A 14,385-nucleotide genomic window follows, 5' to 3' on the forward strand; every position below is an offset into this window, starting at 1 on the left:
TTTCGGGAGAATCCGATGCGATATCAATGTGGCCGATCATCGTGATCGCGTCCGATAGGACGCGCGATGATCTAAGGAGACCCGATGCTCGATCTCACCGCCGAGGAACGCGCCGCCGCGGCGGGGGAAAGCGGCGAAGGCGCGGCCATGGCGATGCGGATCGTCGCCGAGTCGGCCCGCCTGATGGGGGCGCCGCGTCTGATTCCCGTCGCCTCCGCCCATATCGACGGCGCGCTCTACCATGGCGATTCCGGCACGCTCTTCGCCGAGAAGCTGGTGGAGGGCGGTGCCCGCGTGGCAGTGCGTGCGAGCCTCAATGTCGGTTCGCTCGCGCCCGCCGGCTGCGCCGCGATCCGCCTGCCCCCGCATGAACGGGACATGGCGCGCCGCATGATGCGCGCCTATGAGGCGATGGGCTGCGAGCCGAGCTGGACCTGCGCGCCCTATCAGGCCGGACACCGCCCTGCGCTGGGCACGGATGTCGCCTGGGGCGAGTCGAATGCTGTCGTGTTCTGCAATTCCGTCCTCGGCGCGCGCACCAACCGCTATGGCGATTTCCTCGATATCGCCTGCGCCATCGCCGGCCGCGCGCCGGATTACGGCCTGCATCGGCCCGAGAACCGTCTCGCAACGCTGCTGATCGATCTGAGCGGTCTCTCGCCGGGCCTGCGCCGCAGCGACGTCTTCTATCCCGTGCTCGGCACGATCCTCGGCCGCGCAGCCGGCGGCGCCGTCGCCGTGATCGAAGGCCTGCAGGGCTGCACCACTGAGGATAGGCTCAAGGCGCTGGGCGCCGCGGCGGCCTCGGCCGGTGGCGTCGGCCTCTTCCACGTCGCCGGCGTGACGCCGGAGGCGCCTGATGCGGCAACCGCGCTCGGAGGCGCCCCACCGCGCGAACGCATCACGCTCACCGCCTCCGATGTGGAAGCCGCCCTCGCCCGGCTGTCGACCGCGGGGGAGACCGAGCGCGTCGATGCGGTCGCCGTCGGCTCGCCGCATCTGTCGCTGGCGGAGATCGACGAGGTCGAGCAGCGCATGGCGGGGCGGCGCCTGAAGATCCCGCTCTATGCCAATACCGGCCGGCACGTCGTCGGCCCGTTGGAGGCGCAGGGCCGCAGGCGAGCGCTGGAAGAGGCCGGAATCGTCTTCGTCGTCGACACCTGCATCGTCGTCACGCCAATTCTCCCTGAGCTTGAGGGTGCGGTGCTGATGACCAACTCCGGCAAGTTCGCCCATTACGCACCGGGCAACACCGGCTATGCGGTGACCTACGGCTCGCTCGGCGAATGCGTCGAGAGCGCCGTGGCAGGCCGCCTCGTCAGGGAGCCCCGGGCATGGCGTTGAAGGCAACGTGGGAGCTGAAAGCTGAAATCCTCCTGCCCGGCGGCCCGATAGGCGGCGAGTGCCTGGCTCTGACAGCGCCGATCAGCTTCTGGGGCGGCGTCGATCCCCGCAGCGGCCTCATCATCGATGCGCGCCACCCCGAGCGTGGCCGCGACATTGCCGGGACGATCCTCGCCCTTCCCGGCACGATCGGCTCGTCCTCGGCTTCAGCCGTGCTGCTGGAGCTGGTCCATGCCGGACGGGCGCCGGCGGCGCTGCTGATGGACGCACCCGACGCCATCCTGCTGCTCGGCCTCGTCGTCGCCCGCGAAATGGGCTGGCCGACCCCACCCGCCTATCGGCTGCCGGCGACAGAGCAGAAGCAGCTCGCGGGGAAGAGGCTTTCGATCTCGGCGGAAGGTGTAATCCGGGCGGAGTGAGCGATTCATCAGGCGTCATTCTTGGGCTTGCCCCGAGAATCTCATGATCAGAGCGCGCTGGTTTCAGAGATGGTCGGGTCAAGCCCGACCATGACGCCCGGCCCCTAGACCGCCCCGAAAACCCGCTGGCGATAGATCAGGCCGCCGCCCTGCCCCGTCCCGCCGAGGCCGACGACCTCGCCGATGAGGATGCGATGGCTGGCGATGTCATGCGTCGCGACGAGCCGGCAGTCGAAGGCAGCCACAGCATCGAGTAGAACCGGCGCACCGGTCGCAAGCTGGCCCCAGGGCGCCGTCGCGAAACGGGCCTCGCCATTGATGCCGCGCCGGCTGGCGAAGATCTCGGCGAGATCGGCGCCGTCGCCGGGCAAGGTGTTGATGCAGAAGATGCCGCTCGCCTCGATGGCGGCCAGCGTCCGGCTCGACCTGGCGATGCAGGCCAGCACGGTCGGCGGCGTGTCCGACACAGAGGCCACGGCCGTCGCGGTCAACCCCGTTCGCCCTGCAGGGCCCAGCGTCGTCACGACATGGACGGCACTGACGACCTGCGCCATCGCATCGCGAAACGCGGGCGGCTCCGGGCGCTCGGGCACCGGCGGCAGAGGGTGAACGGTCTTGGTCATCGGCTCGATCGGACTACGTCGGCGGGCTTCCGCAGCTTATCCGACCATGTAGAGGCTCGCAGCGGCGAATGCCAGCGGCCACCGGCCGCGAACACGGCACTGCAATATCCCACTGATATATCAATTTGCCCGAGATCGACGTTCAACTTGTCACGACGGCGAGCAGCCCCTTGCGCAAATGCAGCATAAGCGTGTCGCTGGCCGCCGCGGCGGCCTCCGGATCGGCAGCTCCAATCGCCTGTGCCAGAGCTCCGTGATGGAGCGCCGACGGCCCCAAATCGTCCCGGCGCTCGAAATGATACCAGGCGCGGCGGATCAGGACCTGCAGCGGCTCGACAGCCCGCGTCGCATAGGGGCTGCGCGCGGCCGCCGCCACGGCGGCATCGAGCTCCTTGTCGACGCGCATGAACGCAGTCGCATCGCCCGAGTCGGCCGCCAGCCGCATTTCCCGTGAGGCCTCGACGATGGCGATCCGCTCCGACGGGCTGGCCCGCAACGCGGCTTCCTTGACGACCAGCCGCTCCAGCACCTGACGCGCGTCGAGCGCGGCCATGATGTCGATGGCGTTGATGTCGGCGACAAGGATGCCCTTGCGCGGCAGGATTTCGACCATGCCGTGTTGCGCCAGTCGGATCAAAGCCTCGCGCACGGGCGTGCGGCCCAATCCGACGAGTTCTATGAGCTGCGCTTCTGTCAGCGTCCCGCCAGGCGGCAGCGAGAGCGTCACGATCGCTTCTTCCAGCCGGCGATAGGCGATCTCGGCGAGGCTGTGGCCGGCCGTGCCCGCCCCATCGCCTGCCCTTACCGGATCGGCCGCGCCCTTCCGGCTCATGCTCCCTCCGTCCGCACAGCGGCAACCATCTCTTCAGCCAGCTTGATATATCAATTGAGATATATCAAGCTGGGTAATTGCTCGGCAGATTGAGGTATCGTCCCTGTCATGAAGGTCGCGGTCGTCGGGGCTGGCATCGTCGGGGTTGCCGTCGCTCACGCGCTCCTCGACGAGGGGCACGAGGTGCTGCTGGTCGAGAGTCGGGAGCCGGCCTTCGGCCCCTCGCGCGGCAATGCCGGCTGGATCGCGCATACCGACATTCTCCCGATCGCGAGCCCCAAGATCCTGCGGCAGGTTCCGAAGTTCCTGGCCGATCCGCTAGGCCCGCTCAGCATCCGCCCGGCCTATCTGCCGAAGCTCCTGCCCTGGCTCGTCCGCTTCGTCCTCGCCGCCCGTCCCCATGCCTATGAGCGCTCGATCGCTGGGCTCGGCGCCCTCCAGCAACGCGCCCTGCCCGCTTGGCAGGCGCGCGCCGAAAAAACCGGCCTCACCCGCCACATCCATCATAATGGCGGCCTCTACGTCTTTGGCGACACCGACGTCCTGGAAGGCGCGCGGTCGATTGCGAAGCGCCAGGCTTCCTTCGGCATCCGGGTCGAGATCATCGGTCCCGACGCCCTGCGCGAGCTCGAGCCCGCCCTGAAGCCCCGCTTCGCCGGGGCGGCCTGGCATCCCGACACCGCCCATATCAGCGATCCGCACCAGCTGACGCTCGCGCTGTTCGAGGCGGCTCTGGCGAGGGGCGCCGTCTTCGAGAAGGCGGAGGTGAGCAACATCTCGCTGGGCGACCGCCCTGCCCTCATCGGACGTGACGGCTGGCAGCGCGTCGCCGACCGTGTCGTGGTCGCGGCCGGCGCCTGGGCCAAGCCGCTTGCGGCTGCGATGGGCGACGCCGTGCCGCTCGACACCGAGCGCGGCTACAATGTCAGCTTCCCGGATGTCTCCGGCATCCTCGCCCGCCCCGTCTCCTTCGAGGGGCACGGCTTCGTCGCCACGCCCCTCGATTCAGGCTTCCGCATCGGCGGCGCGGTCGAATTCGCCGGCCTGCATGCCCCGCCCAATCATGCGCGCACGCGCCGGCTCTACGACAAGGCGTCCAGCCTGATCGACGGGCTCCCGCCCTTCGAGAGCGGCCGGCTCTGGATGGGCTTCCGCCCCTCGCTGCCCGATTCACTGCCGGTCATCGGCAGGGCCAGCCGCAACCCCAACGTCCTCTACGCCTTCGGCCATGGCCACTACGGCATGACGCAGTCCCACGCGACCGCCGATCTCGTTGCCGCACTCGTCGCCGGCCGCGAGCCTGCCATCGATCTTGCGCCGTTCAGCCCGAAGCGGTTCTGATACGGCCATGGCAGGCCCTATCGTCCATATCAACGGCTGGCCGGGAACCGGAAAGCTGACCATAGCGCGCGAACTCGCTCGCCTGCTCGACGCGCGGCTGCTCGACAACCACAGCATCCTCGACCCGGCCCATGCGCTCTTCGACCGGCGCGACCCGCTGCATCATTCGCTGCGGCGCTCCCTGCGCGCCGCGGTCTTCGACCATCTGCGCCGCATGCAGCCGCAGACGGCCCTGCTCTTCACCGATGCCCTCTCCGAAGACGCGCATGACGTCGCCGTCTTCGACGAGTATCGCCAGCTTGCAGGCGACCGCGCGGCGCCCCTCGTCGCGGTGGTGCTGGACATCGATGCCGAACGCAATCTCGAGCGCCTCACGGCCGTCGGTCGCTCCGAACGGCACAAGCTGACCAACCCAAAGATCCTCGCCGCGCTGCGCGCCAATCACCGGCTCCTGCGCGCCACCGGCCTGCCATTGGTCGAGCTTGACGTCTCCGAACTCTCGCCTGCCGAGGCCGCCGGCATACTCAGCCGGCACATCGCCACGGCGCTTGAATCAGATCCGAAGCCCCCGAGCCCAACATCATGACCACACACACTTTCTTCTGCGTCGACGGACATACCTGCGGCAATCCGGTGCGTATGGTCGCGGGCGGTGCTCCGCAGCTCAAAGGCGCCAACATGATCGAGAAGCGTGCGCATTTCCTCGCTGAATATGACTGGATCCGCACCGGCTTGATGTTCGAACCGCGCGGCCATGACGTCATGTCCGGCTCGATTCTGTACCCGCCGACGCGGGACGATGCCGACATCGCCTTCCTCTTCATCGAAACCTCCGGCTGCCTGCCGATGTGCGGCCACGGCACCATCGGCACCGTGACCATGGCGCTGGAGCGCGGGCTGGTGAAGCCGCGTGAAGAAGGCGTTCTCAAGATCGACACACCCGCCGGCCTCGTCACAGCGCGCTACACCCGCAATGGCGATTATGTCGACGCGGTCCGCATCACCAACATCGCCTCCTACCTGCACGCCACCGGCCTTAGCGCGGAGATCGACGAGCTCGGCGAGGTTACCGTCGACGTCGCCTACGGCGGCAACTTCTACGCGATCGTCGATCCGCAGCCCGCTTTCTCGGACGTGGCCGACATCAACCCCTCGGACATCCAGCGCTGGAGCCCCAAGCTGCGCGCCGCGCTTAATGCGAAATACGAGTTCGTCCACCCGGAGAACCCGGCGATCAACGGCCTCTCGCACATCCTCTGGACCGGGGCCGCAACCAAGCCCGAAGCCCACGCTCGAAATGCGGTCTTCTACGGCGACAAGGCGATCGACCGCTCGCCCTGCGGCACCGGCACCTCCTCGCGCATGGCCCAATGGGCCGCCAAGGGGAAGCTCAAGGTCGGCGACGACTTCGTCCACGAGAGCATCATCGGGACGATGTTCCGAGGCCGGGTCGAGGCGGCGGCGAAGGTCGGCAACCACGACGCGATCATCCCCTCGATCGAGGGCTGGGCCCGCATGACCGGCTACAACACCATCTTCATCGACGACCGCGACCCCCTGGCGCACGGCTTCCTGGTGACGGACAAGGCCTGAGCGCGCCGCCTGTCCAACGTCATGGTCGGGCTTGTCCCGACCATCCACGGCTTTCTTCCTTGATCGATGAGGCGCCCAAGGCGTGGATGCTCGCCAAAAGAGCGAGCATGACGGGGAAGACCGCGAGGCCCTCATCCATCAGCGCGTGGGCTGCGCCCTATTCCCGCCCGCGGGAACGGAAGGCGCAACTCGCCATGTGCTGAGCGCAATCCACAACCCGACAGGACCGGATCACCCGCGCAAAACGCAATCATCATGCGTGAAATGAGCGCTGCCTGGCAGAGTATTCTGCACAGTTTCGAGGCAGTTCGTTCGGAATTGCTTTTGACAGAAAAATGACCCGGAGCGATTGTCGCTGGTGCAAGGCGTTGGTAGCTCTGCATGGCAATCGCATCCCGCATGCATCGGCGTCATGCCGTTGACGAGAACGGGAGCTGGTTCGAGGGGTCGGCGTCGTCAATGGAAGTCTTCCTGCAGCAGCTCATCAACGGGCTGACACTGGGATCGATCTACGGTCTCATCGCCATCGGCTACACGATGGTCTTCGGCATCATCGGCATGGTGAACTTCGCCCACGGCGACATCTTCATGCTCTCCGCCTTCATCGCGCTGATCTTCTTCATGCTCATCACGGCGGTCGTCGGCACCGGCGCCGGCATGGTCATGCTGGCGCTGATCGCGGTGTTGGGGCTGGCGATGTTCTTCACCTCGCTGTGGAACTGGGCGATCGAGCGTGTCGCCTACCGGCCGCTGCGAGGCTCCTTCCGCCTCGCCCCCCTGATCTCGGCGATCGGCATGTCGATCTTCCTGATGAACTTCGTGCAGGTCGTGCAGGGACCGCGCAACAAGTCGATCCCGCCCCTGCTCAACAAATCGATCACGCTGATCGAAAGCACGACCTATTCGGTCCAGATTTCCTACAAGCAGATCGTCATCATCTTCACGACGGCGATCCTGCTCGCCGCCTTCTGGTACATCGTCCAGAAGACGCCGCTCGGCCGCGCCCAGCGCGCCTGTGAGCAGGACCGGAAGATGGCCTCGTTGCTCGGCATCGACGTCGATCGCACCATCTCGATCACCTTCGTCATGGGCGCCGCCCTCGCTGCCGTCGCCGGCGTGATGTACCTCGTCCTCTACGGCGTGGTGAACTTCGCCGACGGCTTCACGCCGGGCGTCAAGGCCTTCACTGCGGCCGTCCTCGGCGGCATCGGCTCGCTGCCCGGCGCCGTGATCGGCGGGCTGCTGATCGGCCTGATCGAGGTCATGTGGTCGGCCTATTTCACCATCGACTACAAGGACGTCGCCGCCTTCTGCATCCTGGCGATCGTGCTGGTCTTCATGCCATCCGGCATCCTGGGCCGGCCCGAGGTCGAGAAGGTCTGAGGGCATGGCGAGCAACCCGACCGCAACCACGGCAACGGCCTCGCCCGCCGCGGCCGCCCGCTACGACATCAAGGCGGCGCTGAAGGAGGCCGGATTCGCCGCCCTCGTCACGCTCGGCCTGTGCATCCCGATCGTCGCCTGGGGCACGCGCCAGAACATGGACAACGTCCTGGTGCTCGATCCGCGCTGGGACGCGGTGGCCTGGGCAGTGGCCATCGTCTTCGTCGGCCGGCTCCTCGTCGTGCTGCGCAAGCAGGACCGCACGGAGAAAAAGACGCTGGTGCGCATCCTTCCGCACGGCACCTTCGCCTTCTTCCAGCGCCATTCGCGTCTGTTCTCGCTCTTCGGCCTGGGTTTCCTGGCCACCTTCCCTGCCATCGCCATCGGCCTCGCCGGCTGGGGCGGCGCGCTGAAGTGGATCGACAATTTCGGCGTCCAGATCCTGATCTACGTCATGCTCGGCTGGGGGCTGAACATCGTCGTCGGCCTCGCCGGCCTGCTCGACCTCGGCTATGTCGCCTTCTACGCGGTCGGCGCCTATTCCTACGCGCTGCTCGCGAAGAATTTTGGCCTCTCCTTCTGGGTCCTGCTGCCGCTCGCCGGCATCCTCGCCGCTTTCTGGGGCATGCTGCTCGGCTTCCCCGTGCTGCGCCTGCGCGGCGACTACCTCGCCATCGTGACGCTGGCCTTCGGCGAGATCATCCGCCTCGTCCTCGTCAACTGGACCGAGTTCTCGAACGGCTATGCCGGCATCTCCGGCATCCCGCGCCCCACCTTCTTCGGCATCCCCTTCACAGCGGCAGACAACGGCTTCGCGGCCGTCTTCGGGCTCGAATTCTCGCCGATCTACCGAACGATCTTCCTCTACTACCTGATCCTGTGCCTGGCCCTGCTGACGGCCTTCGTCACGCTGCGGCTGCGGCGCCTGCCCGTCGGGCGCGCCTGGGAAGCGTTGCGCGAGGACGAGATCGCCTGCCGCTCGCTCGGCATCAACACCACCAACACCAAGCTCACCGCCTTCTCGATCGGCGCCATGTTCGGCGGCTTCGCCGGGGCCTTCTTCTCGGCACGCCAGGGCTTCATCTCCCCTGAATCCTTCGTCTTCATGGAATCGGCGGTCATCCTCGCCATCGTCGTGCTGGGCGGCATGGGTTCGCTCTGGGGCGTAGCCATCGCCGCGGTCGCGATGATCGGCGGCACCGAGCTCCTGCGCGAGCTCGAATGGATGAAGCAGATCTTCGGCAACGATTTCGACCCGACGAAATACCGCATGCTGATCTTCGGCTTCGCCATGGTGGTCATCATGATCTGGAAGCCGCGCGGGCTGATCTCGACGCGCGAGCCGACCGCCTTCCTCAAGGAGAAGAAGGCGATCTCTTCGGATCTCGTCCAGGAAGGGCACGGCTGATGACCGCGACCTCTCCGCAGACCCGGCCATTGCTCGAGGTCGAGCACCTCACCATGCGCTTCGGCGGGCTGACCGCCGTCAACGCCCTCTCCTTCCAGGCCCGCAAGGGCGAGATCACCGCCCTCATCGGCCCCAACGGCGCCGGCAAGACCACCGTCTTCAACTGCATCACCGGCTTCTACAAGCCGACGCAGGGGCTGGTCGCCCTGAACCACGAGGGCGGCGCGAGCTACCTGCTCGAGCGCATGCCGGATTTCCGCATCTCCTGGAAGGCCAAGGTCGCCCGCACCTTCCAGAACATCCGCCTTTTCGGCGGCATGACCGTTCTGGAGAACCTGCTCATCGCCCAGCACAACCCGCTGATGCTGGCTTCAGGCTTCACCTTTCTCGGCGTACTCGGCATCGGCGGCTACAAGGAGAGCGAGAAGGCGGCGATCGAGAAGGCCCGCTTCTGGCTCGACAAGATCAACCTGATCGACCGCGCCGACGATCCCGCCGCCGACCTGCCCTATGGCGACCAGCGCAGGCTGGAGATTGCGCGGGCCATGTGCACCGACCCCGTCCTGCTCTGCCTCGACGAGCCGGCCGCGGGCCTGAACCCGCGCGAGAGCCATGACCTCAACACGCTGCTGCTTTCGATCCGCAAGGAGATCGGCACGGCCTTGCTCCTGATCGAGCACGACATGTCGGTGGTCATGGAGATTTCCGACCACGTCGTGGTGCTCGACTACGGCACCAAGATCGCCGACGGCACGCCGGCCGAGATCCAGGCCGACCCGAAGGTCATCGCCGCCTATCTCGGCGTCGACGACGAAGAGGTCGAAAAGGTTGAAGCGGAGGTCGGCATCTCGTGACTGTGGCCCAGCCTCTCCTCGCCGTCCGCGGCGTCAAGACCTATTACGGCAAGATCATCGCGCTGAAGGGCGTCGACCTGGACGTCAATGCCGGCGAGATCGTCACCATGATCGGCGCGAACGGCGCCGGCAAATCCACCCTGATGATGACGATCTTCGGCAACCCGCAGGCGCGCGAAGGCTCGATCACCTATGAGGGCCGGGACATCACCCGGATGCCGAGCCACCAGATCGCGCGCCTGGGGATAGCGCAGTCGCCCGAAGGACGCCGCATCTTCCCGCGCATGACGGTGTTCGAGAACCTGCAGATGGGCGCGGCCGTCGGCAACCTCGCGCATTTCGACGAGGATCTGGACAAGATCTGCGTGCTCTTCCCCCGCATCAAGGAGCGCCTGCAGCAGCGCGGCGGCACGCTCTCCGGCGGCGAGCAGCAGATGGTCGCGATCGCACGCGCGCTGATGGCAAGGCCGAAGCTGCTGCTGCTCGACGAGCCCTCGCTCGGCCTTGCACCGTTGATCGTGAAGCAGATCTTCGAGGCGATCCGCGAGCTCAACAGGACGCAGGGGCTGACCGTCTTCCTGGTCGAGCAGAACGCCTTCCATGCGCTCAAGCTCGCCCATCGCGGCTATGTCATGGTCAACGGCGTCATCACCATGAGCGGCTCCGGCAAGGAGTTGCTCGCCAATCCGCAGGTGCAGTCCGCCTATCTGGAAGGCGGGAAGCATTAGGAGTTCCGTGATGCAGGGCATCCTCCACGAAGAACGCACCATCTGGCTCTTCCTGCTGGTCACCGTCGTGATGGGCGGCTGGCTCGCCTGGATGGCCGGGCGCGCCATCGCGCTGACCTGGCGGCCGAACTGGCAGCTCGTCATCTACATGCTGGTGCTGGGCCTGTTCGTGCGCTTCATCCATTTCGCCCTGTTCGAGGCGACCTTGCTGACGTTGCACTACTACATCGTCGACACCGTCATCCTCATGGCGTTCGGCTTCGCCGGCTGGCGCTACAACCGCGCCAGGCAGATGACGAGGCAGTATCACTGGCTTTTCGAGCGGGCCGGACCCTTCGGCTGGAAGCCCCGCGAGGGCGCCGCCATCAGGCCCGAACTGGTCTAAAGGCTCACGAGCTTGTCGCGTGACACACCACCGAAAAAGCGCAAGACTGCGGTTTAGGGTGGCGAAAACGCGCCGAGACGGGCGGTCCGTCCAGCCCGTTGTCAAACCATAGAGGGGAGTTGCATCTCATGAAGAAACTGCTGTTGGGCGGCATTGCACTGGGCGCGGTCATCGCCCTTTCGGGCGCCGCCAATGCCCAGATCAAGGTCGGCGTCGGCGGCCCCATCACGGGCCCGAACGCTGCTTTCGGCGCGCAGCTCAAGAACGGCACGGAGCAGGCGGTCGAGGACATCAACGCCGCCGGCGGCGTTCTCGGCCAGAAGCTCACCGTCTCGGTCGGCGACGACGTCTCCGATCCGAAGCAGGGCGTCTCGGTCGCCAACAAGTTCGTCGGCGACGGCGTCAAGTGGGTGGTCGGACACTTCAACTCCGGCGTGACCATGCCGGCTTCCGAGGTCTATGCCGAGAACGGCATCCTGATGATCTCGCCCTCCGCCACCAACCCGAAAATCACGGAGCGTGGGCTCTGGAACACCTTCCGCGTCTGCGGCCGTGATGATCAGCAGGGCGAGGTCGCAGCGGCCTACATCGCGAAGAACTTCAAGGACAAGAAGATCGCGATCGTCCACGACAAGACCACCTACGGCCAGGGCCTGGCCGACGAGACCCGCAAGGGCCTGACCAAGGCCGGCATCAAGGACGTGCTCTATGAAGGCGTGAACGCCGGCGAGAAGGACTTCTCGGCGCTCGTCTCGAAGATCAAGGCTGCCGGCGCCGACTACCTCTACTGGGGCGGCCTGCACACCGAGGGCGGCCTGATCGTGCGCCAGATGCGCGACCAGGGCCTCAAGACCGTGCTGATCTCGGGCGACGGCATCACCACCGACGAGTTCGCCACGATCGGAGGCCCCGGCGTCGAAGGCACGCTGATGACCTTCCCGCCGGACCCGCAGAAGCGCCCGGAGGCGGCCGCCATCGTCAAGAAGTTCGAGTCCAAGAACTTCAAGCCCGAGGCCTACACCCTCTACAGCTACGCCGCGGTGCAGGTCATGGCCGAAGGCGCCAAGCGCGCCAACTCGACCGATCCGAAGAAGATCGCCGCCGCCCTGCAGGGTGGCGCTCCGGTCAAGACCGTGATCGGCGACATCGGCTTCGACAAGAAGGGCGACATCACCCGCCCGGACTACACCGTCTACACCTGGAAGAAGGGTGCCGACGGCAAGATCACCTATATCGAGAACTGATCTCGAAGGCTGATCTCAGCCCTGCATGAGGAACCCGCCCCGGAGCGATCCGGGGCGGGTTTTTCTTGAGCAATATCGACGCTCTAGGCCTGAGCGGCGAAGGAAACCTGGCCAGTCGCAATGTCGTGCATGGCGGTGGCGATGCCGATCTCGCCCTTCCGGACCATCTCGCTGATCACGGCGCTGCGCCGGACGAGCTGGCGCGCCGCGAGCCGGACGTTCTCTTCCGCAACAGCCTGGACGAACCCGCCATTCTTCGACGAGCGCGGGCCTCCGGCGGCCGTCACAGCCTTCACCGCCGGCTTGATATGGGCCAGCGTGGCCGTGAGGTTGCCGAGCCTGACGTCGTCGATAGCGCCTTTGACCGCGCCGCATTCGCTGTGGCCCAGCACCACGATGAGCTTGGCCCCGGCGACCTTGGTCGCGAATTCGAGGCTGCCGATGATGTCGGTATTGACGAAGTTGCCGGCGACACGGGCGACGAAGACATCCCCGATCCGCTGGTCGAACACGATCTCGACCGGCACGCGCGAGTCGATGCAGCTCACCACAACCGCGAAGGGCGCCTGGCCGTGTGCGGTCGCCTTCACCTGTGCCAGCAGGTCGCAATTCACGGTCTTGCCGGCGAGGAAGCGGGCATGGCCCTCGCGCAACCGCGCGAGCGCCGTCTCGGTCGTTTCCGCTTGCTGGCGGCTCTTCGTAAAGACCTCGCAGGCCGGCGGCTGGGCCTGTGCAGCGCATTCGGACGAGATGAAGCCGGCGGCGAGCGGCAGGCATCCGCAGAACAGGCGACGAGTCAGCATGGCATTGGGCCCCCCAGCCGAACGATACCGCCGGTATCCTAAGGGAACCCCACGATGAAAGCGTTAAAGGCTGCAGCACCAAGCGCTGTCGGCCTAGGCCGTCGCCCGGCTCAGCTCGCCGTCAGCCCCTTGAGGAACCCGCCGAAGCGCAGCAGCCCGTCCGGCCAGGGGCCATGCCCGGATTCGCTGTTGATGTGGCCGCTTTCGCCGGCATCGACGAACTCCGAGCCCCAGGCCGCGGCCAGCTCCCGCGCCTCGTCCTGCGTGCAGTAGGAATCGTCCGTGCTGGCGATCAGCACCGAGGGAAAGGGCAGCTTCTCGCGCCGATGCTCGATGAAATCAGGCCCCATGCCGGGCACGGCGCGCTTGGCTCGCTCCGAGGCCGGCGCGACCAGGAAGGCCCCGGCCACCTCCCCCTTGTGCAGATGCTCGGCGGCATAGGCGACCGCGCTCACCCCCGCCGAATGGGCGACGAGGACGACCGGCCGCGTCGCGCCGCGGATCGCCGCGATGATGCGATCGGCCCAGACATGGCGGGAGGGCTTGTACCAATCGGGCTGCTCGACCCGCCGGGCGGTCGTCAGGCGGGCTTCCCAACGGCTCTGCCAATGGTCGGGCCCGGAGCCCCCCCATCCCGGAATGATGAGGATATCGGTGTCGGAGGATTTCATGGCTGGATCAGTCGGGATTGAGCGCGAAACCGGTGGAGAGCGCATGCGCCCAGTCGGCACGGCCGCGCGAGGCGGCGAGCGCTGCGGCGGCCTGCCAGTCGTAACGTAGTGCGCGAAAGGAAAAGCGCCACCCTGCCCTGCAGCGCTCCGCGATGCCGTAGCGGGCATGCGGGCTTTCGGCCTGCATCACATGCGGCGAGGGCAGCACGTCGTCATAGGCCGGCTGGCCGACGCTGCCCGGATTGAACACGCAGCGCCCGTCCGGCAGCTCCATCACGCGCGCCAGATGCGAGTGCCCACACAGGATCAGGCTGGCGTCGATACCGGCCGTCTCGGCCTGCACCAGATCCACAGGCCGCATGTCCACGCGCCCATCGACGACGCACTCGGTGAGATAGCGGTTGTCGTCGGTCGGGGTCGCATGGAACATCGCGACGTCATCATCGACGCGTGCGTTGAATGGCAGCCGGCCCAGCCAGTCGCGATGGCGCTGTTCGAGTTCGCCCGCCGCGGCCCGGTCCGACGCCCCCATCTCGTCGATCGCCTTCTCGACGATGTAGCGATCATGATTGCCGCGCACCGTCGGCCAGTCCCGCGCCATCAGGAAATCCGCGGTCTCGCGCGCCTTCAACGGTCCCGAGAGACTATCCCCGAGATTGACCACGAGATCGGGCCGAACGGTCTCGAGATCCTCGACAACTGCCGACAGCGCATCGAAATTGCCGTGGATGTCGGCGAGCACCGCGATCCGCATCGT

The 14,385-nt window shown here is 66.6% G+C and carries 16 protein-coding genes; 11 read left to right on the forward strand and 5 right to left on the reverse strand.

Going from position 1 to position 14,385, the window contains the following annotated elements; translation table 11 throughout:
- Nucleotides 1–84: 84 nt before the first annotated feature.
- Both BoBH3_RS13270 and BoBH3_RS13275 read left to right on the forward strand, forming a co-directional pair.
- Nucleotides 85–1,344, forward strand: a complete 1,260-nt coding sequence (locus tag BoBH3_RS13270; protein WP_262331295.1) for an aconitase X catalytic domain-containing protein — start codon at nt 85–87, stop codon at nt 1,342–1,344.
- Nucleotides 1,335–1,763: an aconitase X swivel domain-containing protein gene (locus tag BoBH3_RS13275; RefSeq protein WP_262331296.1), complete on the forward strand. Its 429-nt coding sequence runs from the start codon at nt 1,335–1,337 to the stop codon at nt 1,761–1,763. The genes BoBH3_RS13270 and BoBH3_RS13275 overlap by 10 nt, the downstream gene beginning before the upstream one ends.
- Nucleotides 1,764–1,867: 104 nt before the next feature.
- Here the strand turns inward: BoBH3_RS13275 and BoBH3_RS13280 are convergent, their stop codons facing one another.
- Both BoBH3_RS13280 and BoBH3_RS13285 read right to left on the reverse strand, forming a co-directional pair.
- Nucleotides 1,868–2,386 (reverse strand): flavin reductase family protein, encoded by a 519-nt coding sequence (locus BoBH3_RS13280; RefSeq protein ID WP_262331297.1) that lies wholly within the window; start codon nt 2,384–2,386, stop codon nt 1,868–1,870.
- A 142-nt stretch (nt 2,387–2,528) separates the two neighbouring features.
- Nucleotides 2,529–3,218 carry a GntR family transcriptional regulator gene (locus BoBH3_RS13285; protein WP_262331298.1) on the reverse strand — a complete coding sequence of 230 codons (690 nt, stop codon included), beginning with the start codon at nt 3,216–3,218 and terminating at the stop codon, nt 2,529–2,531.
- A gap of 108 nt (nt 3,219–3,326) precedes the next feature.
- On the opposite strand from BoBH3_RS13285, the gene BoBH3_RS13290 reads away from it, so the two are divergent.
- The 9 genes from BoBH3_RS13290 to BoBH3_RS13330 all read left to right on the forward strand — a co-directional run bounded on the left by BoBH3_RS13290 (nt 3,327) and on the right by BoBH3_RS13330 (nt 12,154).
- Nucleotides 3,327–4,559, forward strand: a complete 1,233-nt coding sequence (locus tag BoBH3_RS13290) for an NAD(P)/FAD-dependent oxidoreductase (RefSeq protein ID WP_262331299.1) — start codon at nt 3,327–3,329, stop codon at nt 4,557–4,559.
- A 7-nt stretch (nt 4,560–4,566) separates the two neighbouring features.
- Nucleotides 4,567–5,145 carry an AAA family ATPase gene (locus tag BoBH3_RS13295; protein WP_262331300.1) on the forward strand — a complete coding sequence of 193 codons (579 nt, stop codon included), beginning with the start codon at nt 4,567–4,569 and terminating at the stop codon, nt 5,143–5,145.
- On the forward strand, nt 5,142–6,152 hold the full coding sequence (locus BoBH3_RS13300; RefSeq protein ID WP_262331301.1) for a 4-hydroxyproline epimerase: 1,011 nt from the start codon (nt 5,142–5,144) through the stop codon (nt 6,150–6,152). The genes BoBH3_RS13295 and BoBH3_RS13300 overlap by 4 nt, the downstream gene beginning before the upstream one ends.
- Before the next feature lie 459 nt (nt 6,153–6,611).
- The gene (locus BoBH3_RS13305) at nt 6,612–7,535 is read left to right on the forward strand and encodes an ABC transporter permease subunit (RefSeq protein ID WP_262331302.1); all 924 of its coding nucleotides are present in this window, start codon (nt 6,612–6,614) and stop codon (nt 7,533–7,535) included.
- Between the two features lie 4 nt (nt 7,536–7,539).
- Nucleotides 7,540–8,943: a high-affinity branched-chain amino acid ABC transporter permease LivM gene (gene livM, locus BoBH3_RS13310; RefSeq protein WP_262331303.1), complete on the forward strand. Its 1,404-nt coding sequence runs from the start codon at nt 7,540–7,542 to the stop codon at nt 8,941–8,943.
- A complete protein-coding gene (locus BoBH3_RS13315; RefSeq protein ID WP_262331304.1) occupies nt 8,943–9,797 on the forward strand; it encodes an ABC transporter ATP-binding protein in 855 nt (284 codons plus the stop codon). The genes livM and BoBH3_RS13315 overlap by 1 nt, the downstream gene beginning before the upstream one ends.
- A complete protein-coding gene (locus BoBH3_RS13320; RefSeq protein WP_262331305.1) occupies nt 9,794–10,525 on the forward strand; it encodes an ABC transporter ATP-binding protein in 732 nt (243 codons plus the stop codon). Before BoBH3_RS13315 ends, BoBH3_RS13320 begins: the two co-directional genes overlap by 4 nt.
- A 10-nt stretch (nt 10,526–10,535) precedes the next feature.
- A complete protein-coding gene (locus tag BoBH3_RS13325; protein WP_262331306.1) occupies nt 10,536–10,910 on the forward strand; it encodes a DUF6867 family protein in 375 nt (124 codons plus the stop codon).
- 128 nt (nt 10,911–11,038) lie between these two features.
- The gene (locus BoBH3_RS13330) at nt 11,039–12,154 is read left to right on the forward strand and encodes a branched-chain amino acid ABC transporter substrate-binding protein (protein ID WP_262331307.1); all 1,116 of its coding nucleotides are present in this window, start codon (nt 11,039–11,041) and stop codon (nt 12,152–12,154) included.
- 83 nt (nt 12,155–12,237) lie between these two features.
- On the opposite strand, the gene BoBH3_RS13335 is transcribed toward BoBH3_RS13330, so the two are convergent.
- The 3 genes from BoBH3_RS13335 to BoBH3_RS13345 all read right to left on the reverse strand — a co-directional run bounded on the left by BoBH3_RS13335 (nt 12,238) and on the right by BoBH3_RS13345 (nt 14,382).
- Nucleotides 12,238–12,957: a carbonic anhydrase family protein gene (locus tag BoBH3_RS13335; RefSeq protein WP_262331308.1), complete on the reverse strand. Its 720-nt coding sequence runs from the start codon at nt 12,955–12,957 to the stop codon at nt 12,238–12,240.
- Between the two features lie 110 nt (nt 12,958–13,067).
- Nucleotides 13,068–13,628: an RBBP9/YdeN family alpha/beta hydrolase gene (locus BoBH3_RS13340; RefSeq protein ID WP_262331309.1), complete on the reverse strand. Its 561-nt coding sequence runs from the start codon at nt 13,626–13,628 to the stop codon at nt 13,068–13,070.
- Between the two features lie 7 nt (nt 13,629–13,635).
- A complete protein-coding gene (locus BoBH3_RS13345) occupies nt 13,636–14,382 on the reverse strand; it encodes a metallophosphoesterase family protein (protein WP_262331310.1) in 747 nt (248 codons plus the stop codon).
- Nucleotides 14,383–14,385 lie beyond the last annotated feature (3 nt).

Source organism: Allobosea sp. BH3 (assembly GCF_025499465.1).
Taxonomy (GTDB): domain Bacteria; phylum Pseudomonadota; class Alphaproteobacteria; order Rhizobiales; family Beijerinckiaceae; genus Allobosea.

Coding starts and splice junctions, on each gene's coding strand:
- BoBH3_RS13335 (WP_262331308.1), bottom strand. CDS start 12,957: ATGCTGACTCGTCGCCTGTTCTGCGGATGCCTGCCGCTCGCCGCCGGC.
- BoBH3_RS13330 (WP_262331307.1), top strand. CDS start 11,039: ATGAAGAAACTGCTGTTGGGCGGCATTGCACTGGGCGCGGTCATCGCC.
- BoBH3_RS13305 (WP_262331302.1), top strand. CDS start 6,612: ATGGAAGTCTTCCTGCAGCAGCTCATCAACGGGCTGACACTGGGATCG.
- BoBH3_RS13280 (WP_262331297.1), bottom strand. CDS start 2,386: ATGACCAAGACCGTTCACCCTCTGCCGCCGGTGCCCGAGCGCCCGGAG.
- BoBH3_RS13300 (WP_262331301.1), top strand. CDS start 5,142: ATGACCACACACACTTTCTTCTGCGTCGACGGACATACCTGCGGCAAT.
- BoBH3_RS13270 (WP_262331295.1), top strand. CDS start 85: ATGCTCGATCTCACCGCCGAGGAACGCGCCGCCGCGGCGGGGGAAAGC.
- BoBH3_RS13290 (WP_262331299.1), top strand. CDS start 3,327: ATGAAGGTCGCGGTCGTCGGGGCTGGCATCGTCGGGGTTGCCGTCGCT.
- BoBH3_RS13285 (WP_262331298.1), bottom strand. CDS start 3,218: ATGAGCCGGAAGGGCGCGGCCGATCCGGTAAGGGCAGGCGATGGGGCG.
- BoBH3_RS13275 (WP_262331296.1), top strand. CDS start 1,335: ATGGCGTTGAAGGCAACGTGGGAGCTGAAAGCTGAAATCCTCCTGCCC.
- BoBH3_RS13315 (WP_262331304.1), top strand. CDS start 8,943: ATGACCGCGACCTCTCCGCAGACCCGGCCATTGCTCGAGGTCGAGCAC.
- BoBH3_RS13295 (WP_262331300.1), top strand. CDS start 4,567: ATGGCAGGCCCTATCGTCCATATCAACGGCTGGCCGGGAACCGGAAAG.
- BoBH3_RS13345 (WP_262331310.1), bottom strand. CDS start 14,382: ATGCGGATCGCGGTGCTCGCCGACATCCACGGCAATTTCGATGCGCTG.
- BoBH3_RS13340 (WP_262331309.1), bottom strand. CDS start 13,628: ATGAAATCCTCCGACACCGATATCCTCATCATTCCGGGATGGGGGGGC.
- BoBH3_RS13325 (WP_262331306.1), top strand. CDS start 10,536: ATGCAGGGCATCCTCCACGAAGAACGCACCATCTGGCTCTTCCTGCTG.
- livM (WP_262331303.1), top strand. CDS start 7,540: ATGGCGAGCAACCCGACCGCAACCACGGCAACGGCCTCGCCCGCCGCG.